The 21,800-nt window shown below is 41.9% G+C and carries 24 protein-coding genes; 11 read left to right on the top strand and 13 right to left on the bottom strand.

What is annotated here, in order from left to right; all coding sequences use genetic code 11:
* The first annotated feature begins 180 nt into the window (after positions 1-180).
* Together B0E43_RS15730 and B0E43_RS15725 are read left to right on the top strand one after the other, a co-directional pair.
* Positions 181-1,149 (top strand): zinc-dependent alcohol dehydrogenase family protein, encoded by a 969-nt coding sequence (locus B0E43_RS15730; protein WP_077351446.1) that lies wholly within the window; start codon positions 181-183, stop codon positions 1,147-1,149.
* 71 nt (positions 1,150-1,220) lie between these two features.
* On the top strand, positions 1,221-1,643 hold the full coding sequence (locus tag B0E43_RS15725; protein ID WP_077351444.1) for a hypothetical protein: 423 nt from the start codon (positions 1,221-1,223) through the stop codon (positions 1,641-1,643).
* An 87-nt stretch (positions 1,644-1,730) separates the two neighbouring features.
* Here the strand turns inward: B0E43_RS15725 and B0E43_RS15720 are convergent, their stop codons facing one another.
* The 5 genes from B0E43_RS15720 to B0E43_RS15700 all read right to left on the bottom strand — a co-directional run bounded on the left by B0E43_RS15720 (position 1,731) and on the right by B0E43_RS15700 (position 6,781).
* The gene (locus tag B0E43_RS15720; protein ID WP_077351442.1) at positions 1,731-3,158 is read right to left on the bottom strand and encodes an amidohydrolase family protein; all 1,428 of its coding nucleotides are present in this window, start codon (positions 3,156-3,158) and stop codon (positions 1,731-1,733) included.
* Positions 3,158-3,853, bottom strand: coding sequence for a TetR/AcrR family transcriptional regulator (locus B0E43_RS15715; protein ID WP_077351440.1), 696 nt, complete (start codon positions 3,851-3,853; stop codon positions 3,158-3,160). The genes B0E43_RS15720 and B0E43_RS15715 overlap by 1 nt, the downstream gene beginning before the upstream one ends.
* Before the next feature lie 136 nt (positions 3,854-3,989).
* On the bottom strand, positions 3,990-5,282 hold the full coding sequence (tyrS, locus tag B0E43_RS15710) for a tyrosine--tRNA ligase (RefSeq protein WP_077351438.1): 1,293 nt from the start codon (positions 5,280-5,282) through the stop codon (positions 3,990-3,992).
* A gap of 245 nt (positions 5,283-5,527) precedes the next feature.
* Positions 5,528-5,857 carry a BlaI/MecI/CopY family transcriptional regulator gene (locus B0E43_RS15705; protein WP_077351436.1) on the bottom strand — a complete coding sequence of 110 codons (330 nt, stop codon included), beginning with the start codon at positions 5,855-5,857 and terminating at the stop codon, positions 5,528-5,530.
* Between the two features lie 174 nt (positions 5,858-6,031).
* A complete protein-coding gene (locus tag B0E43_RS15700) occupies positions 6,032-6,781 on the bottom strand; it encodes an acyl-CoA desaturase (RefSeq protein ID WP_077351434.1) in 750 nt (249 codons plus the stop codon).
* A 141-nt stretch (positions 6,782-6,922) separates the two neighbouring features.
* Here B0E43_RS15700 and B0E43_RS15695 point away from each other — a divergent pair, with 141 nt between their 5' ends.
* Complete coding sequence (locus B0E43_RS15695) at positions 6,923-7,288, top strand: phage holin family protein (RefSeq protein WP_077351432.1); 366 nt, start codon at positions 6,923-6,925, stop codon at positions 7,286-7,288.
* Here the strand turns inward: B0E43_RS15695 and B0E43_RS15690 are convergent.
* A complete protein-coding gene (locus B0E43_RS15690) occupies positions 7,277-7,711 on the bottom strand; it encodes a helix-turn-helix domain-containing protein (protein ID WP_077351430.1) in 435 nt (144 codons plus the stop codon). The two genes, B0E43_RS15695 and B0E43_RS15690, sit on opposite strands and share 12 nt — an antisense overlap.
* Before the next feature lie 96 nt (positions 7,712-7,807).
* On the opposite strand from B0E43_RS15690, the gene B0E43_RS15685 reads away from it, so the two are divergent.
* The 5 genes from B0E43_RS15685 (at position 7,808) to B0E43_RS15665 (ending at position 12,794) form a co-directional block, all read left to right on the top strand.
* The gene (locus B0E43_RS15685; RefSeq protein WP_077351428.1) at positions 7,808-8,365 is read left to right on the top strand and encodes a hypothetical protein; all 558 of its coding nucleotides are present in this window, start codon (positions 7,808-7,810) and stop codon (positions 8,363-8,365) included.
* A gap of 59 nt (positions 8,366-8,424) precedes the next feature.
* On the top strand, positions 8,425-9,327 hold the full coding sequence (locus tag B0E43_RS15680) for a histone deacetylase (protein ID WP_077351426.1): 903 nt from the start codon (positions 8,425-8,427) through the stop codon (positions 9,325-9,327).
* 96 nt (positions 9,328-9,423) lie between these two features.
* Positions 9,424-10,059 (top strand): OmpH family outer membrane protein, encoded by a 636-nt coding sequence (locus tag B0E43_RS15675; protein WP_077351424.1) that lies wholly within the window; start codon positions 9,424-9,426, stop codon positions 10,057-10,059.
* 99 nt (positions 10,060-10,158) lie between these two features.
* Positions 10,159-11,130: a deoxyhypusine synthase family protein gene (locus B0E43_RS15670; RefSeq protein WP_077351422.1), complete on the top strand. Its 972-nt coding sequence runs from the start codon at positions 10,159-10,161 to the stop codon at positions 11,128-11,130.
* Between the two features lie 2 nt (positions 11,131-11,132).
* Positions 11,133-12,794: an OmpA family protein gene (locus B0E43_RS15665; RefSeq protein WP_077351420.1), complete on the top strand. Its 1,662-nt coding sequence runs from the start codon at positions 11,133-11,135 to the stop codon at positions 12,792-12,794.
* A 51-nt stretch (positions 12,795-12,845) separates the two neighbouring features.
* Here the strand turns inward: B0E43_RS15665 and B0E43_RS15660 are convergent, their stop codons facing one another.
* Entirely contained in the window at positions 12,846-14,306 is a 1,461-nt protein-coding gene (locus tag B0E43_RS15660; protein ID WP_077351418.1) for a Gfo/Idh/MocA family protein, read from the bottom strand.
* A gap of 233 nt (positions 14,307-14,539) precedes the next feature.
* On the opposite strand from B0E43_RS15660, the gene B0E43_RS15655 reads away from it, so the two are divergent.
* The 3 genes from B0E43_RS15655 (at position 14,540) to B0E43_RS15645 (ending at position 18,737) form a co-directional block, all read left to right on the top strand.
* A complete protein-coding gene (locus B0E43_RS15655) occupies positions 14,540-16,132 on the top strand; it encodes a beta-N-acetylhexosaminidase (protein WP_077351416.1) in 1,593 nt (530 codons plus the stop codon).
* A 146-nt stretch (positions 16,133-16,278) separates the two neighbouring features.
* Positions 16,279-17,628, top strand: a complete 1,350-nt coding sequence (locus B0E43_RS15650; protein WP_077351412.1) for a sodium:alanine symporter family protein — start codon at positions 16,279-16,281, stop codon at positions 17,626-17,628.
* Positions 17,629-17,630: 2 nt separating this feature from the next.
* Entirely contained in the window at positions 17,631-18,737 is a 1,107-nt protein-coding gene (locus tag B0E43_RS15645) for a glycerate kinase (protein WP_077351410.1), read from the top strand.
* Here the strand turns inward: B0E43_RS15645 and B0E43_RS15640 are convergent.
* The 6 genes from B0E43_RS15640 to B0E43_RS15615 all read right to left on the bottom strand — a co-directional run bounded on the left by B0E43_RS15640 (position 18,734) and on the right by B0E43_RS15615 (position 21,675).
* Positions 18,734-19,171, bottom strand: a complete 438-nt coding sequence (locus B0E43_RS15640) for a DUF6526 family protein (protein WP_077351408.1) — start codon at positions 19,169-19,171, stop codon at positions 18,734-18,736. The genes B0E43_RS15645 and B0E43_RS15640 overlap by 4 nt on opposite strands.
* A gap of 307 nt (positions 19,172-19,478) precedes the next feature.
* Positions 19,479-19,685, bottom strand: coding sequence for a hypothetical protein (locus B0E43_RS23000; RefSeq protein ID WP_168171958.1), 207 nt, complete (start codon positions 19,683-19,685; stop codon positions 19,479-19,481).
* Positions 19,686-19,742: 57 nt separating this feature from the next.
* Positions 19,743-20,228 (bottom strand): hypothetical protein, encoded by a 486-nt coding sequence (locus B0E43_RS15630; RefSeq protein ID WP_077351615.1) that lies wholly within the window; start codon positions 20,226-20,228, stop codon positions 19,743-19,745.
* An 87-nt stretch (positions 20,229-20,315) separates the two neighbouring features.
* Positions 20,316-20,672, bottom strand: a complete 357-nt coding sequence (locus B0E43_RS15625) for a response regulator (RefSeq protein WP_077351405.1) — start codon at positions 20,670-20,672, stop codon at positions 20,316-20,318.
* A gap of 117 nt (positions 20,673-20,789) precedes the next feature.
* Positions 20,790-21,098 (bottom strand): DUF962 domain-containing protein, encoded by a 309-nt coding sequence (locus tag B0E43_RS15620; RefSeq protein ID WP_077351403.1) that lies wholly within the window; start codon positions 21,096-21,098, stop codon positions 20,790-20,792.
* 1 nt (position 21,099) lies between these two features.
* Entirely contained in the window at positions 21,100-21,675 is a 576-nt protein-coding gene (locus tag B0E43_RS15615) for a DUF4136 domain-containing protein (protein WP_077351613.1), read from the bottom strand.
* Positions 21,676-21,800: the final 125 nt, after the last annotated feature.

Raw genomic sequence — 21,800 nt, 5'->3', positions numbered from 1 at the left:
ATGCCTTAAGTTAGGAAAATTTGACAGAGAGAAAACCCATTTTTCGGATTCATTGATTATGATTCTGTTAAATACAAAACAATAAGACGCAGATGAAATCGAGCATCAACCGAAACACAAAGGAATGATTAACAAGTAATGCGAGATTCCATCTGACCATGGAAAACAAATTATAAACAGATGAAAGAACTAATATTTGATCAAACTGGACTGCCCCAGGAAGTGCTGCAACTCCGGGAAAGTCCAATCCCTAACCCGAAAGCTAGTGAAGTTTTGATTCGGGTAACGGCCCGGAATATCAATCCATCCGACATCATGTTTGTCAGAGGGATGTATGGAATTGTTCCCAAGCTGCCAAGCAGCGCAGGATTTGAGGCTTGTGGAGTGGTAGAGAAAAGTGACGAAGCCGGAAAGGTAAAAGTCGGAAGCCGCGTCATGTTTACCGCCATCGGGACTTGGAGGGAATATCTTTGCTTGCCCGCATCCTTGGTGATTCCAGTGCCTGATGCAATGCCGGATGAAGTGGCCTGCCAGGCTTTTGTCAATCCAATGACAGCTTTTGCCATGCTAGAAAAATCCCGAATCCAGGCTGGTGAGTGGCTTTTGGTTACAGCCGGGGCTTCAGCTTTTGGAAAATTCGCTATACAGTTGGCCAAAGCAAAAGGTGTCAAAGTTGCGGCCACGGTGCGTCATGACTCTCAAAAAGTAGTACTTGAAAATTTGGGTGCTGATTTGGTGATCAATTCGGACTCTGAGAAGCTACAGAAGGTAATTGCAGAAAAAACCGACGGGGGAGTCCATGTTATTTTTGATGCGGTGGGAGGATTGCTTGGAGCGAAAGCTTTGGCCAGTCTCCGACCCAAAGGGAAAATGATGATTTTTGGTGCTCTGGCTTTGGATAATATGCCAATCAACAGTGGATTGCTGATTTTTAAAGACCTGAGCATTGAGGGATTTTGGCTTTCTACCTGGATGGAAGAGAAAAATGATGGGGAAAGAGCGAAAGCTTTCAGGTCTGTTTTTGGTTTCCTGATGAATGATGATTCCAAAATTGACATTGGAGGCAAATTCAAACTCGAGGATTTCCGAGCTGCTTTGGAAGCCTACGAAAAGCCCGGCCGGAATGGAAAAATCCTGTTGGTGAGTTAATTTCTCAGATATTTTTCGGCGAAAAAAGAAGTAATGGCCATCTTTGCACTTTCATCAAATCAAACTAATCCATGAATTGGGAACAGCTGGACAAGCAACTCACCGTAATCGTAGAAAAAAGGAATCGACTCAGCAAAATGGATTATAGCGACGAAAGCTATGATGACCTGGAGGAAGAACTGCATGACCTGGAGGATGATTTTAATGAGGAATATGAAGAAGTGCTTGAGTCTCAGCTTGAAAAAATCTATTCAAAGCTGAAATCTGATACAGATTTGTTGCTTCCCTCTGCCTACCTCGCCAATGCCTACAAGGAAATGCTTCCGGATGCAAATGGAATTGTTACTTATGAGGTAAGCGGAAAAGTTGGAGTTCCGATCGAATCAGATCAGTTTGACAAAATGGATGTAAGAATTGTACTGGTTCCTAACCCAGCCAGATTTGTCCTGATTGTCAACGGAAAACAAATGAAAGATCTCTGGAGAAGCAGATAAAAAAGTGAAGGCTGTCCGATTGGGCAGCCTTTTTTGTTTTAGGTTTCCTGGGATTATTCAGCCAACCATTTAATCAAAAGCATGAGGTCAATTTGCCTCTTTTTCTTTTACCCATGCTTTGATCTTGGACAGCATTCGGTCCAAGTCTTTTCTTGAAAAATACTTTCCCTCCACAATCACAGATTCGATGGAAAGCGTGTTTTCGATATTTTCCAGCGGATTTTTGTTGAGCAAAACCAAACTTGCTTTTTTCCCGGCCTCAACTGCTCCATATTCTTTTTCCAACCCAAAATAAGCAGGTCCATTGATCATCGATGCCTGAAGAGCCTCAAGCGGACTCAATCCATATTTCACCATCAGGGCCAGTTCCCGGTGGATAGCAAGCCCCGGATAATCATAGGTATTCAGGTATCCTGCATCTGTGCCTGCCATGATTTTCATCCCGGATTTTTGGACCAATGGCAGTAATCTGGCTGATGCCTCGAATTGCATTTTCCTGTTTTTCCTGCTTGTTGAATCCTCCAAGGCATAGCGATCGATTCTCCATTGATAGCTTTCTTTCAGCTTTGGCCCCAGATAATCCTGGATGGTATCAGTGGAAAAATCCAAAGAATCCAAGTAGGCAATGTTGTAACTGATCAAAAGAGTTGGAACAATTCTAGTCCCTTGGGAGGCAAATTGTCTGAATTTTGCTTCGGCTACAGAATCATTTAAAGTATTGAATTGTAACTGATTGGCTTCAGCTGGTGAAAGCTTGTTTGAAAGCTTTTCATCCCGGATTCGGTTTTCTTCCGAAGTAGCCGCACGAAGCAAATATCCCTGATGCTCAATGGTGGTGAGCCCTGCTTTGGATATTTCATCCAGCGTGATTCCCGGATGGACATGGCCAGAAACGGACCATCCACGCGCCTTGGCTTTTTGGGTGGCGGAAAGAAAAAGCTCAGCAGAAAGTGTATTGTCTGTGATTTTTACAAAATCAACGTTGAGCTTTTCGAGTGAATCCAGCGCAAAGTCAAGTTCAGCTTCCGTTCCAATTTCCAAGTCTCCCGGCCAAACGGAGTTGATCCCCTCTATTTTAGGTCCGGAGGTGAAAATCCTTGGCCCGATCCGGTTTCCGGAATTGATCTCTGATTTCCACTTCAATACTTCAAGAGGAATATCTCCGGCAGCATCCCGAACAGAGGTCACACCAAAGGCAAGGAAAAGCGGTAGCAACTGTTCGTTTTCATCCACATATTCTGCCCCGCCAAAGTGCACGTGATTGTCCCACAATCCCGGCATCAAAAATTGGGACTCGGCATCGATTTCGGTTTTTCCTGAATATTGGGAAAGCAAACTGTCTCCTCCAATCTGAAAAATGGAGTCTCCCTGGATCAAAACTACCTGGGAAGAGATAATTTGACCTGATTTCAACTCGATTACCGAAGCATTTTTAATTAGGATATCAACTTCAGTTTTTGGAGTGCAGGCCATCGAAAGGCCGACAATTCCTGCAAGGAAGACAAGTTTTCTCATTAGAATAGGCTGGTTTGGACAATTGCTGGTCGGCTTGCCTGAATTGTACCCCGAAGCATATCCTGCATTAGTTTGGTAAAACCGGGTTGCCAGGCTTCGGCGCTGATTTTAGCTTCTTTTCCCTCGTATCCGACAGGGCCGCTCATTTTTTCAAATCCTGTAATCATCGCCCAAACCGTGTAAAAGGTGATTTCCGGCTGAAGTTCCGGTCTGATGCTACCGTCTTTTATTCCTTGGGAAACCATTTGAATCCCAAGTTTGATAGGTTCGTAGTGGATTTCCAGCAGCTTGTGAAAATGGATGGAATCCAAAATCAAAGGATCGATCTCCCTCCTCAATGCCTTGTCATTGTACTTTTTTAGAACGTCCAAAAAATTCAAAACAGCCTGATAATACACCGGTTGTTCTTTAGCGAAATTGACAATCTTGCCCATCAGGTCTGTGAGCATTTCCATGCCGTTTTTTCCCTTGGAGCGAAGGACCTCTCTGAATTCTTCTTTGAATTGATCAAAGGCTTTTTTGGTTAAGGCCATAAACAAGTCCTCTTTGTTTTTATAATAAAAATAGGTGAGTCCTTTGCTGATACCGGCACGTTTGGCCACGTCTTCCATTCGTGTGGCTTGAAAACCTTTGGTGGTGAAAAGCGCAACTGCCGAATCCAGAATGAGTTTTTCTTTGTTTTTTTCTCCTGCCATGCCTGTTGTATTTAGGGTAAAAATGAATCGCAAAGATATTAAATCAGGGTCAAAATTTGGGTTAAAATTTCTAGATCTGGAAATAAAAAAGGCCTCAAATTCAAAATTGAGGCCTTTTCACTTGGAAGTCAGGTTCTTATTTTACTTCAAGAATGTAATAATTTTTCTTTCCTTTTTGGATCAGCAGGTACTTGCCCTGAAGCAAATGGAAATCCAGCGGTGCATTTGGATCTCCCAGTTTTTCTTTGTTGATACTGACTCCGCCGCCTTGGATCATTTTTCTAGCTTCGCCTTTGGAAGGGAAGATTTGGGCATGTGTCTTTTCTCCAAAGAGATCCAAAATATTTTCGATTCCCTCAAATTCCTCCTTGGAAATTTGGGCTTGCGGAACTCCCTCGAAAACAGCCAGAAATGTCCTTTCGTCAAGAGAAGCCAAATCTTCGGTTGATGATTTTCCAAAGAGAATCTCGGAGGCTTTTACAGCCATTTCGTAATCTTCCAGGCTATGAACCATGATCGTGACTTGCTTGGCAATTTCCTTTTGCAAGGTTCTCAGGTGTGGAGCCTGTGCATGTTCGGCTTCAAGATTTTCAATTGTTTGCTGATTCAGCACCGTGAAAATCCGGATGTATTTGGAAGCATCTTCGTCCGAAACATTCAGCCAGAATTGGTAGAAAGCATACGGGGAAGTTTTCTCAGGATCCAACCAAACAGAACCACCTTCAGTCTTTCCAAACTTAGTCCCGTCAGCTTTGGTGATCAATGGCACTGTCAAAGCATACGCGCTTCCACCACCCATTCTTCGGATGAGTTCTGTGCCAGTGACGATATTTCCCCACTGATCCGAACCGCCCAATTGGATGGAGCAGTTGTTGTTTTTCCAAAGGTGATAAAAGTCGTAGCCTTGGATTAGCTGGTAGCTGAATTCTGTGAATGAAAGTCCGTTTCCATCTTCCAGACGGCGTTTTACACTGTCTTTGGACATCATGTAATTCACGGTGATATGCTTGCCTACATCACGGATAAACTCCAGAAATGAAAACTGGGACATCCAGTCGTAATTATTGACCAGTTCGGCCTTGTTGGAAGTCGCTCCAGAGAAGTCCAAAAACTTGGAAAGTTGACCTTGAATGCAAGCCACATTGTGGTCCAGCGTTGCTTTGTCGAGGAGGTTTCTTTCGGAGGATTTGAAAGAAGGATCTCCGATCATCCCTGTAGCCCCACCTACCAACGCGAAAGGCTTATGCCCAGCACGCTGGAAATGTAGGAGAGTCATCACGCCGACCAGGTGACCGATATGAAGGGAATCAGCTGTAGGGTCAAAACCCAGATATGCTGAAGCCATACCTTTGCTCAGGTGCTCTTCGATTTCCGGTGTCATGTCCTGGAGCATTCCTCTCCACTTCAGCTCTTCTATAAATGAATTCATTGAAAAAGGGTCTTTTTATCAGGCTGCAAATATAGGCCATCCCACCTGAGTATCGAAAGGAACTAGGTGCTTTCGGGAAGAATCATTTACAAAATGAGATCTCTCCAATTCATACCTTCTTTCTTTTGGTTTTTTGTACCTAAGTGCTGACGAGGATTCAGAACCTGGTTTCCAATCTTTTAAAAATGAAAAAAACCCGATCTGATAAGATCGGGTTTTTTTAATGCATATCCACGTTTTGATTTTTACTGATATTGCTTAGTGTTCAGTGATTCATCGTTTTTGAAAAACTGGGTCATCTTAGCAAAAGAGCTGTCGAAGTATCCTTCAAGCATTCTCTTAATGATGAATGTTCTGTATTCATCTTTAGAAACTATTGGGAAATACTCATGGCTTTTACCGTAGGATTTGTGGCTTACAAATCCTTTTCTTTCAAGAATTCTTACAATGGTGGACACTGTATTGTATGCAGGTTTTGGTTCTGGCATTGGGGTTAGGATATCTTTGACGAAGCCTCGCTCAATATCCCAGAGGATCTGCATAATCTCCTCTTCTGCTCTGGTTAATGGTTTCATAAGGTGTTAAGTTTTAAATCGATAGAAAATTATTCGTTTAGTTTCTTAATTCCAAAGGAATTATTAAAATATTTTTACTATTTAGTTGAGGCTAAATTATAAAGCACTGATTTTAAACCGTATAAAAATAAAAAAGCCGCTTGTGGCGGCTAATTTAATTTTTCAAAAGGGTTTTTAGGATGTTCTGAGTTGGATTATACCCGATGCGTGCAATAATTTCACGATCGGATAGGTCGGGTCAAATTCATACCATTTAACCGCAAAATTTGGACGGTTTGGAAGTTTGTGGTGATTGTTTTGGAATAGTTCACCTAACATCAGTACGTCTAGTAATAGCGAATTTTTCGATTTGTCGTTGTTGTCAAAATTGGCATACCCATACTTATGTCCACTCCAATTGACAATAGCCCCATGGACCGGCCCCATTAAAAAGTGGATGGGCAAAAGGAAATACATCCACCAATGAGTCCCGGGTAATTCGAAAACAGAAATACAAAGAACGTAGACCAAAATATAAACCAAAATCCAGCTTACTCTGACGGCCATGTTGTCGGCGAATTTGTCAAAATTATTCCAAACTGGAATATCCTTTGAAAACCTCTCTTCCGGCTTAAGCTTGAAGCTGAAGTAATCGTTGTAGATGTTTTTTGTTTTCCACATCATAGTGAACAGATTTTCGGTATGATGGGGGCTATGCGGATCCTTTGGAGTGTCCGAATAGGCATGGTGCATCCGGTGAAGGATAGCATATGCCCGGGGAGACAGATAAGAACTTCCCTGCCAGATCCAGGTAAAGAAATAAAAGAATTTTTCCCAATACTTACTCATCAAAAACATCTGATGGGCTGCATATCGATGGAGAAAGAAGCTCTGGCAAAACAGGGAGAAATACCAGTGGAGCAGGAAGAAGATGATTATAATCACTCAGCTAATTTTTACAATACTGGTGCAAATATAAGGCTAGGCTGGCAACAATTTTTTACCGTTGGAAAAATGCCCCGAATATGCCGATGATTTATATCAGTTTTTGGCCAATTCTGGCTTGAATTAGTATCTTGGATTCCTATGGAGACAAAAAGCAAAGCAGGGTCGATACTGACCAAAATTATCCTTGGTGGGATTTCCATTTTGATCGCCGATTTTTTATTGAGCGGAGTTAGTGTTGACAATTGGACAACGGGATTCCTTTTAGCTGGCGTGATTATTCTGATCAATTTCACCCTCAAGCCGATCATGATCCTCCTCACATTTCCTATCACGCTGATCACCTTTGGGCTTTTTTTGCTGGTGATCAATGCAGGTGTGATATTGATCGCTGCGTATTTTATCCCTGGATTTGTAGTGCAAAGCTTCTGGTGGGCTTTGGGTTTTTCCCTTGTACTAAGTTTGATCAATGGGGTTTTTGGGAACAGCTTGGACTCAAACCGCTAAAGTCTGGTCATTGACTCGTCTGAATGATTTCAGTTCGCCGTTTTTGTTTTTGCAAAAAATCTCCGGACCTGAAGTTTTTTTGACTTCGACCAAGAGCAGGGACTTTTCATCTTCATCAGGAGAATCAGGCAATTTTTCTCCTGTGACTTTAATTTCTTTAACAATCAGGGAAACTTTGGGTATACAAAACTCTTCATTTGCGGATTCGATCATGTAGCGCTCTTCCTCAGGGTCAATTCCGATTATTCTTTTGTTATCCGACATTCCGATCACAATAAAGCCCCCTTGTGTATTTGCAAGGCCGGAAAGTGTTCTGGCGATTTTTTCTTTGGAGGTTATTTTTTGTTTAAAATCCAGTTTTTCACCTTCTTTTTGTTTTATTAATCCTTTGAAAAATTCATCTTCAAATTTTGCTGATTTCATTTTATTCCTTTACTTTCTTACCTAAATCTAAAATAAATATCGACCTTCTTCATTTGTCAGGAAGTTCATAAATTTCACCACCTATATTTTTGAAATATGTCAATTATTAATCCCGGATTTGATCCCCAAATTATTGATAATTTAAAGGCCGAACTTCAGAAGTCCGGTAAGACCTTTAAGATCATTCCTGATGAGGAGAATTCTGATGAATTTGTCAATTTTTATTTTATCGGAATGTTCGAAGGCAAAGAAGCCATTTATGATGCAGCACTTTATACCCTACGGCTCCACCATGCAAGTGAAGTGTACGAATTGGCAGAACATGAGGCTGCCAAAAAGTTTCCCAACTTCAAAGGGATTACCTATGAAGAGGATGAAAACGGGAATATGAAGCCACTCAGCAGTGAGGAAGAAGAAATAGGTTGGTTTATCACGGAAATCATCATGGAAATAGAGGAGGAAGAAACCGTAAAAGTCCAGGAATTCATCGATATAGATACAAACCATGACTATGGCATTGGCTTGGATGCTGCACTAAATATTGAAGAAGTATCAGAAAAAGTTATTGCAAAGTTTGTGCAGGAATTCAATGATGATACGTTGGTCCTGGATGAAACCCTTTATGCTTTTCAGACAGAAGAAGACGAAATTTGATTTTAGTAATTTTCTAAACATGCTCCAAATGCGCTGGTTTATACTTCAGCGCTTTTTTTATGCTTAAAGTAGCCTGGTCAGAATCGTACGCTCACCCATTGCCTTTTGGTCATCGCTTTCCAATGGAAAAGTATAGCCTCTTGCCAGAGCAATTGGTTTATGAAGGCACATTGAAGGAGGAAAACTTCTTTACTCCGGATTTCTTGGAGAAAAAATGGATTCTAAATACTCATGATTCAGAATATTTCAATAGACTGACAACGCTGGAGCTTAGCCGGGCTGAAATTCGTGCAACTGGATTTCCACTTTCCCATGAATTGGTCCAACGTGAAATTCAAATAGCAGCCGGTTCAGTCCAGGCGGCAGTTTATTCCTTAAGCCACGGAATAGGGATGAATGTTGCTGGCGGTACTCACCATGCTTTTTCGAACCGGGGAGAGGGATTTTGCCTGCTGAATGATATCGCAATTACAGCCAATTTCCTTTTGGAAAACCGCTTGGTTAGCCGTGTTTTAGTCGTGGATTTGGATGTTCATCAGGGAAACGGCACAGCGGAGATATTCAAGGGTAGGGGTGATGTTTTTACTTTCAGTATGCACGGTGAAAAGAATTATCCTCACCGAAAAGAGAAATCAAACTTGGATATCGGATTTGCTGACGGTACTGGAGATGTGGTTTATTTGGAAAAGTTAAATCAGACATTGCCATTGATCTTGAAGGAGTTTAAGCCCGACTTTTTGATTTACCAATGTGGAGTGGATGTTTTGGCTTCTGATCAGTTGGGACGCCTCAACATAAGTCCAAAAGGAGTTAAAGAAAGAGATAAAACAGTTCTGACTTTTGCAAAATCCAACCATATTCCGGTCATGTGTTGCATGGGGGGAGGATATTCCAAGCAAATTAAAGATATCATTGATGGACATGCTCAGGTTTTCAGGTTGGCACAAGAGCTTTATTTTTAATCGGTTAACTGAAATTAACTTACAGTTTTGCTGTCCATTCTTGCGAAATCAATACTTTCTATATATTTGCGGCCTGTCAACCATAACGTATTAAAAGTGAAAAAAGGATTAAAATTCATCGGAGTACTGGCAATTGCTTCTGTACTTTTCTATTCATGTGACCAAAAAACCGCTTCAACTTCTGAAACTGCCGCTTCCGGCGAAGGAATGGCTGCAGGTGATATGAAAGTGGCTTTCGTTTATACAGATTCAGTGATCAACAAGTATGATTACTTCAAAAAAATGTCTGAAGAAATTACCTCAAAAGGTCAGAGATTCGATAGTGACCTTCAGTCAAGAGCCAAAGGATTTGAGCAGGAAGTGGCTACTTTCCAACAAACTGGTGGAAATATGACTCCAAACCAAGCCAGAGCTAAGCAGGATGAGCTGATGCAAAAGGAACAAAATCTGATGACTTACCGAAACAACCTGATGCAGGAATTGTCAGCCGATGAGGCGAAGTTGATGAATGACGTTTATGAGCAAGTTCAGACCTACATGAAAGATTATGCCAAAGAAAACGGGATTGATCTCATCCTAAGCTATACCCGTGGTGGAGCTATGTGGTATGCTAATGATGCAATTGATGTGACTGCTTCTGTGGTGGAAGGTTTGAATAAAAAATACGCGGCAAATCCTGCTGGTGCTACTCCAGCGACCGCTGTACCAGCTGACACTACAGCGAAGAAATAACGATTACTTAATCCGAAATTCTAAAACCCGGATTTTGTCCGGGTTTTTTTGTGGGTAAAAATTGGGTATTTTTGCGCCTCTATCGAAAACCCGAACGAAATGAAAATCACGGAATTTTTAAAACACAATTACCGACACTTCAATGCTGCAGCCTTAATTGATGCGGCTGAAGGGTATAAAACCCATCTTGACAACGGAGGTAAAATGATGGTTACGCTGGCCGGAGCCATGTCCACTGCAGAATTAGGAATTTCCCTTGCCGAAATGATCCGACAGGACAAAGTACAGATCATCTCTTGTACCGGGGCCAATTTGGAGGAAGATGTGTTTAATCTAGTTGCTCATGATTATTACGAGCGGGTTCCCAACTACCGTGAACTGACACCAGCGGATGAGCAAGCGCTTTTGGAGCGTCATATGAACCGCGTGACAGATACTTGTATTCCAGAAATGGAAGCCATGCGTCGGATCGAAAATGTGATTTTGGAAGAATGGGTGAAAGCTGATCAAGCAGGTGAAGCTTACTTTCCTCACGAGTTTTTCTACAAAATTTTATTGTCAGGCAAGCTGGATGCATCCTTCCAGATAGATCCTAAAAACAGCTGGCTCCTTGAAGCTGCAAAAAGAAACATCCCGATGATCGTGCCGGGTTGGGAAGATTCTACTCTAGGAAACATGTTTGCCGGACACGTAATCTCCGGAGATGTAAAGAAAGTTCATACCGTTCGTACAGGTATTGAGTACATGATGTTCTTGGCAGAATGGTACACCCAAAATGCAACAGATGAAAGTACTGTTGGATTTTTCCAAATTGGCGGGGGAATTGCAGGAGATTTTCCTATCTGTGTGGTACCGATGTTGCATCAGGACTTGCAGCGGACAAATGTGCCTCTATGGGGCTATTTCTGCCAAATCTCTGATTCGACCACTTCTTACGGATCGTATTCAGGGGCTGTTCCGAATGAAAAAATCACTTGGGGCAAGCTAGGACAGGATACTCCAAAGTATATTATCGAATCTGATGCAACCATCGTGGCGCCATTGATATTCGCCATCGTGTTGGATCAATAAGTATGAAAAATTCAAAACAGTATGTTTACAAAGCAAGTGGCTTCGTGCTGCTTGCTTTTTGTTTTTTCTTTAGTGCCAAGGCGCAGGAGCTGCGTTCCCTTTCCGGTGCAAACAGCCCAAACGATGACACCAATCCAGTCTGGATAGGAAACAATACCTTACTTTTTACCAGGGCTTTTCATCCATCGAATATGGGTGGATCATCAGATTCTGGGGATATCTGGGAAACCAGAAAGGATGAAACCGGTGAATGGGGTGAAGCGACACACCGTCCGGATTTAAGTTCTAAAGGCTACGACATTGCTTTGGGCCTTGAAGATGTGTTGACGCTTTTGATTTTGAGAAAAGAAGGAAATGAAGCTTCAATCCATCAATTTTCAAAATTTGGCCAGGATTGGAATTACCTGAGAAAAGTCGATTTTCCGGATTTGAATTCCTTTGATGGCCCAATTTCCGGTAGAGTTGCTGAAGGGGGGAAATTGATTTTTCTGGCAGGCAAACGAAATGGTGGTCAGGGAAACGAGGATATTTACCTGAGTGAAAAGACTGGTGCAATCGTTTGGTCCAACCTTCAAAACCTAGGTCCGGCAATCAATGGATTTGGACAGGAGACAGGACCCTTTTACGATCCAAAGGATCAACAGCTTTACTTTTCTTCTAATTCCTATCCTGGTGCAAACGGAAAGGATATTCTTATTTCAAAACGTCTTGAAGAATCTTGGGACAGCTGGAGCAAACCTGAAAAATGGGTGCAAATAAGTTCCAACGGGTCCGAGGCTTCCATTACCTTTCTTGATGAAGATGAAATTGTCTGGACTAGTACCCAAAACAGTGACGGTTTTGCCGATCTTTTGACCTTTGCGACTCCAGTCCCGCTAGTTATACCTACAGAATTTGTGGCATCGGTTGTTCCGGAGGCAATATCTGAACCGGTAAGAAGTTCATCCAGACCCTCTCGAGTCAATGCGGTCAAGCCCGAAACCCAAGCCATCCCGCTTTCTGATTCTACTAAAGTATACCTTCCGACTACTCCAATTACCCCTGTCGAACCCGTCGAAAAAGAAATCGAGGTCGTCGAACAGCCTATTTCTTGGTTAGTAATAGATGGGAAAAACAAGATGGAAATTTCTTATACTTTGACATTCATCAAAGGATCAGAAGCTATTGATTATCAAGAAATTCAATTGATATCCAGTTTGAAGGAAAAAGGCTTCACCGGGGTGAAAATTTCGGCAAAAGGGTATTTCCCCAAGCAGGTTTTACTCGAAAATTTAGATTCCAAAGACAAAACTGTGGTCTTGATGACCAAAGCCGAACCGGGAAGTACTGTCCTTTTGGAGGATGTGAATTTCAAGCGGGGTACAGCTGAACTAGAAGGAGAAAGCACAGAGTCCAGTCTTTCCGATTTGGCAAATTTTCTAATTGAAAACCCTCAAGTTACGATCAGAATCAACGGGCACACCGATAATGCCGGAGATCCGGGTTTGAATAAGCAGCTTTCATTGGAAAGAGCCGGAAGTGTGAGAGATTTTCTGGTAAGCAAAGGGGGCAATTTCGAAAGACTGAGGATTTCTGGCTGGGGAGGGACCCGCCCAATTGCTTCCAACGCCACAGAAGCAGGAAGAGCAAAAAATCGCAGAGTTGAGTTGGCAGTAGAACAATAAAAAAGGGCTTCCAAATTATCGGAAGCCCTTTTTTTTACTTTTTAGCCTTGATCAAAGCGAAAAATCTCCGCGATATTGGCGCTGCACAAACTGGTTGGCAGGTTCAAAATTGCTAATTTTCATATTTGGCCCGTCCCATAGCAATTTGATGCCTCTTCCTGGATAATCAAATTGATTGGTTGAACCAGCTCTTGGAATTCTATAGTCATAACTTCTGATTGCAAGATTTCCCATCAAAACAGTTTCAGTCAATGGACCTGCGACTGAAAACGGTGAGCTGAGTTTTTTGAATTCCTCCGAACCATGTCCTCCAATGCAGGCTTCCACCCAGTTGTTGTAGTGGCCTCTGTCTCCTTCAGGCACTCTGTATTCCGATTGTGGAACACTCACTTCTGTGGTTCTCTTTGTTGGAAGTAATTTAGGATTTGCGCCATACGTAGAGCACATCATTTTTCCTTTTGTTCCTTCGATGATTACGCCGTTACCACCGTCACCCATGATTTCGTTTGGTTCGAGCTCTTCCGGTCTGGTAGGTTGGATTCCGCCATCCATCCAGTGGAATTCCAAGTCAGATTTACCCGGACGATCAAATCGCAAGGTAATATGAGAAGAAGGGGGGCAGCTTTCAGGGAAGTAACCTCTGTTGAATTCACCAACGTAAACAGAACCCACAGAGCATTCGGCAGATTTAGGATATCCCAAACCCAAAACCCGGAAAGGCGGCTCCATAATATGGCAGGCCATGTCACCCAAAGCACCGGTTCCATAATCCCACCAGCCTCTCCAATTGAATGGTACAAGATTTCCTACATAGTCTTTATAAGGTGCTGTTCCTAGCCAAAGATCCCAATCCAAATCTGCCGGTGGTGCAACCGGAGTTTTTGGCCATTCAATTCCCTGAGGCCAAACCGGACGGTTAGTCCAGGAATAAACTTTAGTAGCTTCACCTATTACTCCGGCATTGTACCACTCGATCATTTGACGGACTCCATCTCCCGAGGAGCCTTGGTTTCCCATTTGGGTTACCACTTTGTATTTTTCTGCAGCCTCAGTTAGCATTCGCGCCTCATAGATGTCATGAGACATGGGCTTTTGGACATAGACATGCTTGCCCATTTTCATTGCCATCATCGCCTGCACAGCATGCATGTGATCGGGAGTGGAGACTGATACAGCATCAATGTTTTTCTCCTCCTTCTCCAGCATTATTCGGTAATCCTTATAATAGGCGGCTTTAGGATGATCATCCCTGCTTTTTTTGGCTCGGGTATCATCTACATCGCAAAGGGCGATCATGTCCACTTTTCCACTTCTGAATATACCAGCTACGTCTCCGCCTCCCATACCACCTACACCGATGCTGGCCACTCTCAATCGATCACTAGGAGCAATAAATCCCGGACCACCAAGAACATGTCTAGGTACTATATAAAATCCGGCAAGCGCTAAGGCTGAGCCTTTGATAAAACTTCTTCTGGAGGGTTGCTCCTGGTTGGAATTGTTATTTTCCATATTTTTTCAGGTTGATTATTAACTGACGAATTTCAAATTATCAAAAGGAGGGGATTAATCACCACTTTGTGGGAAATATAGACGGGAGGTCTCATTCTTTTCTTCCTCCTGACAAACTTAATCCAATGGGTTTTTATTCAAAGGGTTTAAGCAGGCCTAATTTCAAAATTTATTTGATTTTGAGAAAATAGATTTTTAAAAATTTCAATTAAGTTTATCAAAAATCACATCTAATGAAAAAATCAATTTGGACTTTGCTGCTTTCCGGAACTCTGGTTTTGGGTGCCTGTAAAAAATCACCGCCACTTTCCGATGCGGCAATTATTCCACTTCCACTGGAAATCAGCAATGGATCAGGAAGTTTTGCTCTGACACCTGAAACAGGAATTAAATTAATTGGATCGGGCGACCACTTAACAAAAGTCGGTGAACACCTCGCCGAAAAACTTCGTCCGGCTACCGGATTCGATATTCCGGTTTCTTTTGATGCAGGTCAGATTGTATTGGAATTAACCGGAAATGAGTTTTCTGAAGCTTATCAAATTGAGATTTCTGATGCGGAAATTAAAATCACTTCTGCAGGAGAAGCGGGACTTTTTTACGGAGTTCAGACTTTGCTTCAGCTTTTTCCTCATGAAATTGCAAATTCCACAGTCCAATCAGTCAATTGGGAAATTCCCGGAGGGACGATCAAAGATGAGCCAACTTTTGGATACAGAGGCTCCATGCTGGACGTCGCTAGACATTTTATCTCAATCGAGGATGTCAAGTATTACATTGATCAAATGGCGGTTTACAAATTCAATTACCTTCATCTTCACCTCTCTGACGATCAAGGTTGGAGAATTGAGATCAAATCCTGGCCAAAACTTACTGAAATCGGTGGCAGCACTGAAGTTGGTGGGGGAGACGGTGGGTTTTACACTCAGGAGCAATACAAGGAAATTATAGCTTATGCAGCTGACCGATTCATCACGATTGTACCCGAAATCGATATGCCAGGTCACACCAATTCAGCTTTGGCTTCCTATGCGGAATTGAATCCAGGAGTGAATCTGCCGAATGGAAAATTGGATTCTGTAAACAAGGCACCGTTGGATTATGAGATGCCATTGAAAAACCCACAAGCTTCTGAGCTTTATACCGGTATTGAGGTCGGCTGGAGTACATTCGCTCCAAAACTGGAATTGACCTATGCCTTTGTTGATAGTGTGGTGAGAGAAATTACAGAAATTACACCCGGACCTTATTTTCATATCGGCGGGGATGAATCGCATGTGACTGAAAAAGAGGACTATGTGTACTTTGTAGAGCGTGTTCAGGACATAGTTTCCAAATACGGAAAAACCAGCATCGGCTGGGATGAAGTCGCCACAGCAAAGATGCTTCCCGGAAACGTGGCGCAATTCTGGGCACTTGAGGAAAATGCAAAGCTGGCAAAGGAACAAGGAAGCAAAGTTTTGATGTCCCCAGCTAAAAAAGCCTACCTGGATATGCAATACGACAGCACTTCCAGAATTGGCCTTCATTGGGCAGCCTATGTGGAACTGGATTCCGCTTACCTTTGGGAACCTACCGAATATGCGGCTGGGATTTCAGCAGAAAATATTTTGGGTGTGGAAGCTCCACTTTGGACTGAGACAGTTACCAATAGGGCAGATATTGATTACTTGGTTTTTCCAAGACTTACGGCTATTGCAGAAGTGGCCTGGACTAAGAAAGAAAGAAGAAGTTGGGAAGGTTATAGCAAAAGAATTTCTGTCCACGGAAAAAAATGGGATATCCAAGGCGTTGGATTTTATAAATCGCCAAAAGTAATCTGGTAATTAAAAGCAGTTTAATATCCCGAGGCTTCAAAAGGCTTCGGGATTTTTTGTGCCTCAGATCATATAATTTTTGATTTTGAGGAAATTGGGCCTATTATCGAAGGCAAGTTTAGAAAAAGGATAAAGACAGATATTCTGAAATAGAAATGGGAGATACAATAATAGAGTTTAGCAACTGGATCTGGGGCCCACCGATTTTGGTTTTGCTACTTGGAGGTGGAACGTACTTTTTTTTCCATTCTGGATTCGTGTCAGTTTTAAAAATCGGGCATGCAGTGAAGCTGCTTCGAGGTAAATATGATAACTCCCTAGCTCCAGGTCAGATCACTTCAGTTCAGGCTTTATCTGCTGCAATTGCGGCCACTGTTGGCTTAGGGAATATTTCCGGCGTTGCTCTTGCTATTAACATGGGAGGACCGGGAGCTTTGTTTTGGATGTGGGTGGCTGCTTTTTTGGGAATGGCAACCAAATTCTACACCTGCAGTCTTGCGATTATGTACCGAGGAAAAGACAGTTCCGGAGAGATCCAAGGCGGGCCGATGTATGTAATTGAGGAGGGAATGGGCAAGAAATGGAAATTCCTTGCGGTGATTTTCGCAGTTGCGGGTTTTATAGGTTTGTTGGCTGTTTTTACCTCCAATCAGCTCACAGCACTTACCCAAGCGATTCTGATCGAACCGGAGACTATTCAGGAAGAAGAACGAAACAGATGGATTATTGGGATCATAACCATGTTGCTGACAGCAGTGGTGATTTTGGGTGGGTTAAAAAGGATAGCGGAGGTAGCCTCTAAAATGGTACCGTTCATGGTTGGTATTTACTTTTTCACTGTATCGATCATCGTATTCAAATACATTGGGCAAGTGCCGGAAATGTTAAAATTGATCATAGTGGATGCATTTACTGGTAATGCCGTAATGGGCGGAGCAGTAGGAGCGGTTATCATCACCGGAGCCAGAAGAGCTGCATTCTCCAATGAGGCGGGTATCGGCACAGCTCCGATGGTGCACGGGGCTTCTAAAACCAACGAGCCAATCCGTGAAGGATTAATCGCGATGTTGGGTCCTTTTATAGATACCATTGTTGTTTGTACACTGACCGCTCTCGTGATCCTGTTAACCGGAGTTTGGAAAACTTCTGAAAATGATGGAGTTCGTCTTACCCTTGAAGCCTTTGAATTGGGAATTCCTGTTTATGGTAAATACCTGTTGATGATTTCAGTTTTGGTTTTTGCTCTTTCTACCATCTTCACTTACTCGTACTATGGCCATAAGTGTACAAATTACCTTTTCGGGGCAGATAAAGCCAAGTACTACAATTACTTCTACTTGGTGACCATTGTTTTGGGATCAGTGGCATCACTTGAAGTTGTGGTGAGTTTAGTAGACGGAATGTATGCCGTGATGGCTTTTCCGACAATGATCTCGGCTCTTTACCTCTCTCCAAAAGTTCGTGCAGCGAGCAAAGACTATTTTGCACGAATGAAAAACAGTTAATCATGCGGTATCTGATCGCTCCCAATGCTTTCAAAGGAACGATTCCGGCTGATGAAGCTGCCAGGATAATTGCGGAGAAAATTGGAGAGACCTCAGAAGGTGTTTGTGTAATACAACCTGTCGCAGATGGAGGCGATGGTACCTGCAGTTTGTTGATTGAATCCCTTGGACTGGAGAAAATACCGGTTTGGACATTGAATGCGGTTGGTCAGCCTGTTTTGGGATATTTTGGCTGGGATTCCAGACAAAAGAAAGCCTTTCTCGACATCTCAACGGCTTCGGGAATTGGAGCTTTGGAGATGCATCAGAAAGACCCTCATTTAACATCTACTTTTGGTACAGGCCTGATTATCCAAAAAGCTGTGGAAATGGGAGCCGAAGAAATCGTACTTGGCTTGGGTGGTAGTGCAACCATAGACTTGGGAACTGGAATTTTGAGTGCTTTGGGAATTCTTTTTCTGGATGAAAATGGAAGGGAGATTTCAGCTTTTTCCCCAAGTTTTTTAAAGAAAATCAAGCACATTCAGAAATCAGTAGGGCTCCCTAAGATCCGATTTACCTGCTTATGTGATGTAAGGAATCCATTTTTGGGCGAAGGGGGTGCTGTAATAGTTTTTGGTCCCCAAAAGGGTCTGGAAAAAAACAAAATCAAGGCCTTTGAAGAAGATTGCGAAAATGCTCTGAACCTTTTGATTAAAAAATCACAAAAAGTTTGGTCTGACCAGCCTGGATTTGGAGCTGCCGGTGGGGTTGCATTAGGCCTCAGTATGTTTTTTGAAATGAAGATTGAATTTGGAGCTCACTATTTTTTTGATTTGGTCCGGATGGAGGAGAAAATCATTAAATCGGATTGGATCATTACCGGCGAAGGCCAATATGACTCACAAAGTGATCAGGGAAAGGCAAGCTTTGAACTCCTTCAACTTGCTAAAGCAAACCGAAAGAAAATAGCCTTAATCACCTCAGGTAGAGGAGGAGAGGGGTCTGGATTTGATTTGGTACTCGAGCTATCCTCTTTGGATTTTAACACATTAGATTTTAAAGAAAAAGCCCGCGAAAATCTTAGCGGGCTAATAGAAATTGCTGTTGCCGAAAGGAAATTTGATTAGACCCGGCGGTAGTCACCCTGCCAGTTTTTCACTTGCAGCTTAATCTCTTTTGGATTTAACCGTTGTTTGATCGCTTTTTCTATCAAATCAATCAGCTCCACATCACTGGCAAATCTCAGTGCAATTATCTGCCCGAGTTTCAATTGATTTTCTTTAGGGTAAAATGAAGATCCAGTCAAGTGAAAGTACCGCTGTCTCATCTCCATCAAAATGATTCTGTTTTGGGTTTTGAGCGCATAAATTCTGGCCAGCAGAGGCAGCAAGGCAAGAATCAAGGCACCGAGAAGCATATACACCCCAGTAAAAATGCCTTCTTGAGTGGAATAATCAATTCTGTAAATCGTCCAGCCTAAAAAGATCAAGCAGAGTGGAGTAATTATCAGATGATGAAAGGGATAAATGCGGGAGTGGTTCTGGTAGTTTTGGTTTTTCATCTTGTCTATTATCAGGTAAAAAAAAAGGAGGCAGAGCCTCCTTTAAATATATTTTAAATCGATCAATGATCAGCCTTCTTTTTTTTGGCAAATGTACTTCTGGCATCCACTGCTGAAAGACCTGCACCAAGTCCAATAAGGATGCACACGATCAGCAGGAATAATTGTGCTCCTGACATGATTGGCGAGCTGAAAATTTCTAATAGTATCATCTGTTAGTTGTTGAATTTCGATTCGATGCACGAAGATAAAACCGGAAGCTGATTTAACAAAGCTAATTCAGTTAGCAGATATGATAAAGGACTAATTAATCCAGATCGTCATCCATTACATCTTCCTCGAAATCCTCCTCGTCGTCAAAATCTTCCTCTTCTTCATCAAAGTCTACGATATTATCGTCCAGTAATTCACTCTCCTCATCGAGATCATACTCGTCCTCAAATTCATCTTCGAACTCATCTTCTTCTTCTTCGAAGTCGTCAATTTCATCGAATTCTTCTTCAAAATCCTCCATGGCTGTTTTTAAAGGGTTTTATTGGTTTAATCGGTACGAAATAAGCCAAAAAATTAATTACACCAATACTGGTATCTTTAATTTTTTTTCAGGGTTTGGTTCTAAATTTGGGTCATTATCTTCTACCCACTTTTCTCTCAGAATTTTAGCCCAAGTCAATAAATATAGCACAACATCTTCTCTGGAATTTTTTTTCATCTGATCTCTTTTTCCATTAGGAATCTGTGCAAGGATTTCCTGGTCAGAAAGCCTTTCCAAATGAGCCAGATCTTCAAGTGTCAATCCAGAATCGAGCATTCCGGAAATCATTAAATTCATAGGAAGACCACTCAAAGGACAGTAATCCAAAAGTTGTTCATTCCAGTCTCCAAACTTTTGCATTGCAAACTTGTGTATTTCGGCTTTGGTGAATTGTGTGAGTTCTTGGGCCAGATTTCCACAATTACACACACCCATATGTCCCCATTGATAAGCTGCACCTTTAGAAAGTTTGGCTGCTGTTTTATCTATTGCTTCAATTAGTCTTGGATTTGCCTTTGCCATCGCCCATGTTTTTTCGACTTCAACCAATTTCGCGAATATAGGCTTGGAATGAAACAACAGGACAAAAAAAAACTGACCTAAATTAGATCAGTTGAAGATTGTTTTGATGTATTTTTTGATCAGAGGTTTTGATAAATATTCCTTGACTGCCTGGTACTGACTTGCTTTAGTGATATCTCTTTCGTCTACAGAACTGCTTAAAATGTAGATTTGAGCTTCATCGTTGGCAGGCTTAAACCTATCCAGAAAATCCCATCCATTCATTTCAGGCATGTTGAGGTCCAGGAAGAGGTAGTTAGGACGGATCCCGTCTATTTCTTCCAAGGCCAGTTTGGCACTTTGAAACTTGAAAAACTTGCAAGGTTCCTTCACGTTTTTGGAAATGAGTTTTTCAGTCACAAATGTGCTGATTGGATCATCGTCTATTAAAACTATTGTCAACATCAAAATGCAAAAACATGGTTTTGAAATACATTAAAACTTATGCAAAAATATAAGTATATACTTCTAACGCAAATACTTTGCCAAAAAACTTATAACATTTCCAAGATGGGTTTCAGATTACCTGAATTTTTCTTTGCCAACCAGCAAATCAAAAAACAAAACGAAGTCAGATGCTAGGCTGAAAAACGGATATTGGAAGGTGGCTGGTTTGTTTTTCTCGAAAAAAAAATGCCCCACCCAAGCAAATCCGTACCCTACAAACGGAATGGCGATAAGCCATAAATAATTGCCAGTGTACAGGGATGCCCCCAAAATGACAAATAAAAGACCAGTCCCAACAAAATGCAATTTTCTACAAACTGGATTCTGGTGCTCTTGCAAATAGTAGGGGTAAAAATCTTTGAGTGTTTTAAATCGTTTTTCCATTTCAGTTTTGAGGTTGGATCTTTTGATTAAGAAAAGACCTAAGAACTGAATCTAATGTTTTTTCCACTTTTTTTTGTTTTTGTTTTGGGCTGCTTACCTCTGTTACTCCTGTTAAAGTCATCAGGAATTTATCTTGAGAAGGGTCAATGAAATCAAGGATTACCTGCAAGAGTTCATAACTGCTCGTGGAAACTCTGTTATAGTTGGAATTGTATGGATTATACATCCATGGGTCATAAACCCGATATCCCCAAAAAGGATAAGGATTGGAATTATTCACGACTTCTCTTTGTCTCGAATCTTCGTTTGAATGATAGCGAATGACCAAATCGGGCTTTTTGGAATCGTATACCATACCGGCTTTTTCCAGAGTTTCCTGGATTTGAATTTGGACCAATTCATCAATAAACTGCTCCGAAAAACCTCTCATTCCTACTTCTTTGTTGATAATTACAAAGGTCTGAAAAGGCCTGGTCATGGGTATCTCGGTATTCTCTTTAAATATTTCTACTGAACAGCAAGAGGAAACTAATGTCAAGCAGACAAAGAGGAGTATAATTTGGATTTTCCGCTTCATGATTGGGTGATTGAACCGCTGGAAACTCATAGGACTTTGGAAAGTTAGGTTTTCTGATCAAACGAAAAAACAAAAGTCTTTATTCATAAATTTTTCCCGACAATGGGTAGGATTACTATTTTTGC

Origin of the sequence: Algoriphagus sp. A40, from assembly GCF_002002735.1 — a bacterium.
In the GTDB taxonomy this organism is placed as follows: Bacteria; Bacteroidota; Bacteroidia; order Cytophagales; family Cyclobacteriaceae; genus Algoriphagus.
The sequence above is the reverse complement of the archived record's forward strand: the minus strand, read 5'-3'. Positions and strand labels throughout refer to the sequence as shown.

Excerpts from the sequence above, each read along its gene's own strand:
- B0E43_RS15650 (WP_077351412.1), top strand. The coding sequence starts at position 16,279 with ATGGGAGATACAATAATAGAGTTTAGCAACTGGATCTGGGGCCCACCG.
- B0E43_RS15665 (WP_077351420.1), top strand. The coding sequence starts at position 11,133 with ATGAAAAATTCAAAACAGTATGTTTACAAAGCAAGTGGCTTCGTGCTG.
- B0E43_RS15685 (WP_077351428.1), top strand. The coding sequence starts at position 7,808 with ATGTCAATTATTAATCCCGGATTTGATCCCCAAATTATTGATAATTTA.
- B0E43_RS23000 (WP_168171958.1), bottom strand. The coding sequence starts at position 19,685 with ATGGAGGATTTTGAAGAAGAATTCGATGAAATTGACGACTTCGAAGAA.
- B0E43_RS15640 (WP_077351408.1), bottom strand. The coding sequence starts at position 19,171 with ATGAAAAACCAAAACTACCAGAACCACTCCCGCATTTATCCCTTTCAT.
- B0E43_RS15730 (WP_077351446.1), top strand. The coding sequence starts at position 181 with ATGAAAGAACTAATATTTGATCAAACTGGACTGCCCCAGGAAGTGCTG.
- B0E43_RS15695 (WP_077351432.1), top strand. The coding sequence starts at position 6,923 with ATGGAGACAAAAAGCAAAGCAGGGTCGATACTGACCAAAATTATCCTT.
- B0E43_RS15715 (WP_077351440.1), bottom strand. The coding sequence starts at position 3,853 with ATGGCAGGAGAAAAAAACAAAGAAAAACTCATTCTGGATTCGGCAGTT.
- B0E43_RS15690 (WP_077351430.1), bottom strand. The coding sequence starts at position 7,711 with ATGAAATCAGCAAAATTTGAAGATGAATTTTTCAAAGGATTAATAAAA.
- B0E43_RS15625 (WP_077351405.1), bottom strand. The coding sequence starts at position 20,672 with ATGTTGACAATAGTTTTAATAGACGATGATCCAATCAGCACATTTGTG.
- B0E43_RS15670 (WP_077351422.1), top strand. The coding sequence starts at position 10,159 with ATGAAAATCACGGAATTTTTAAAACACAATTACCGACACTTCAATGCT.
- B0E43_RS15720 (WP_077351442.1), bottom strand. The coding sequence starts at position 3,158 with ATGAGAAAACTTGTCTTCCTTGCAGGAATTGTCGGCCTTTCGATGGCC.
- B0E43_RS15645 (WP_077351410.1), top strand. The coding sequence starts at position 17,631 with ATGCGGTATCTGATCGCTCCCAATGCTTTCAAAGGAACGATTCCGGCT.
- B0E43_RS15660 (WP_077351418.1), bottom strand. The coding sequence starts at position 14,306 with ATGGAAAATAACAATTCCAACCAGGAGCAACCCTCCAGAAGAAGTTTT.
- B0E43_RS15725 (WP_077351444.1), top strand. The coding sequence starts at position 1,221 with ATGAATTGGGAACAGCTGGACAAGCAACTCACCGTAATCGTAGAAAAA.
- B0E43_RS15680 (WP_077351426.1), top strand. The coding sequence starts at position 8,425 with ATGCTTAAAGTAGCCTGGTCAGAATCGTACGCTCACCCATTGCCTTTT.
- B0E43_RS15620 (WP_077351403.1), bottom strand. The coding sequence starts at position 21,098 with ATGGAAAAACGATTTAAAACACTCAAAGATTTTTACCCCTACTATTTG.
- B0E43_RS15655 (WP_077351416.1), top strand. The coding sequence starts at position 14,540 with ATGAAAAAATCAATTTGGACTTTGCTGCTTTCCGGAACTCTGGTTTTG.
- B0E43_RS15705 (WP_077351436.1), bottom strand. The coding sequence starts at position 5,857 with ATGAAACCATTAACCAGAGCAGAAGAGGAGATTATGCAGATCCTCTGG.
- B0E43_RS15615 (WP_077351613.1), bottom strand. The coding sequence starts at position 21,675 with ATGAAGCGGAAAATCCAAATTATACTCCTCTTTGTCTGCTTGACATTA.
- tyrS (WP_077351438.1), bottom strand. The coding sequence starts at position 5,282 with ATGAATTCATTTATAGAAGAGCTGAAGTGGAGAGGAATGCTCCAGGAC.
- B0E43_RS15630 (WP_077351615.1), bottom strand. The coding sequence starts at position 20,228 with ATGGCAAAGGCAAATCCAAGACTAATTGAAGCAATAGATAAAACAGCA.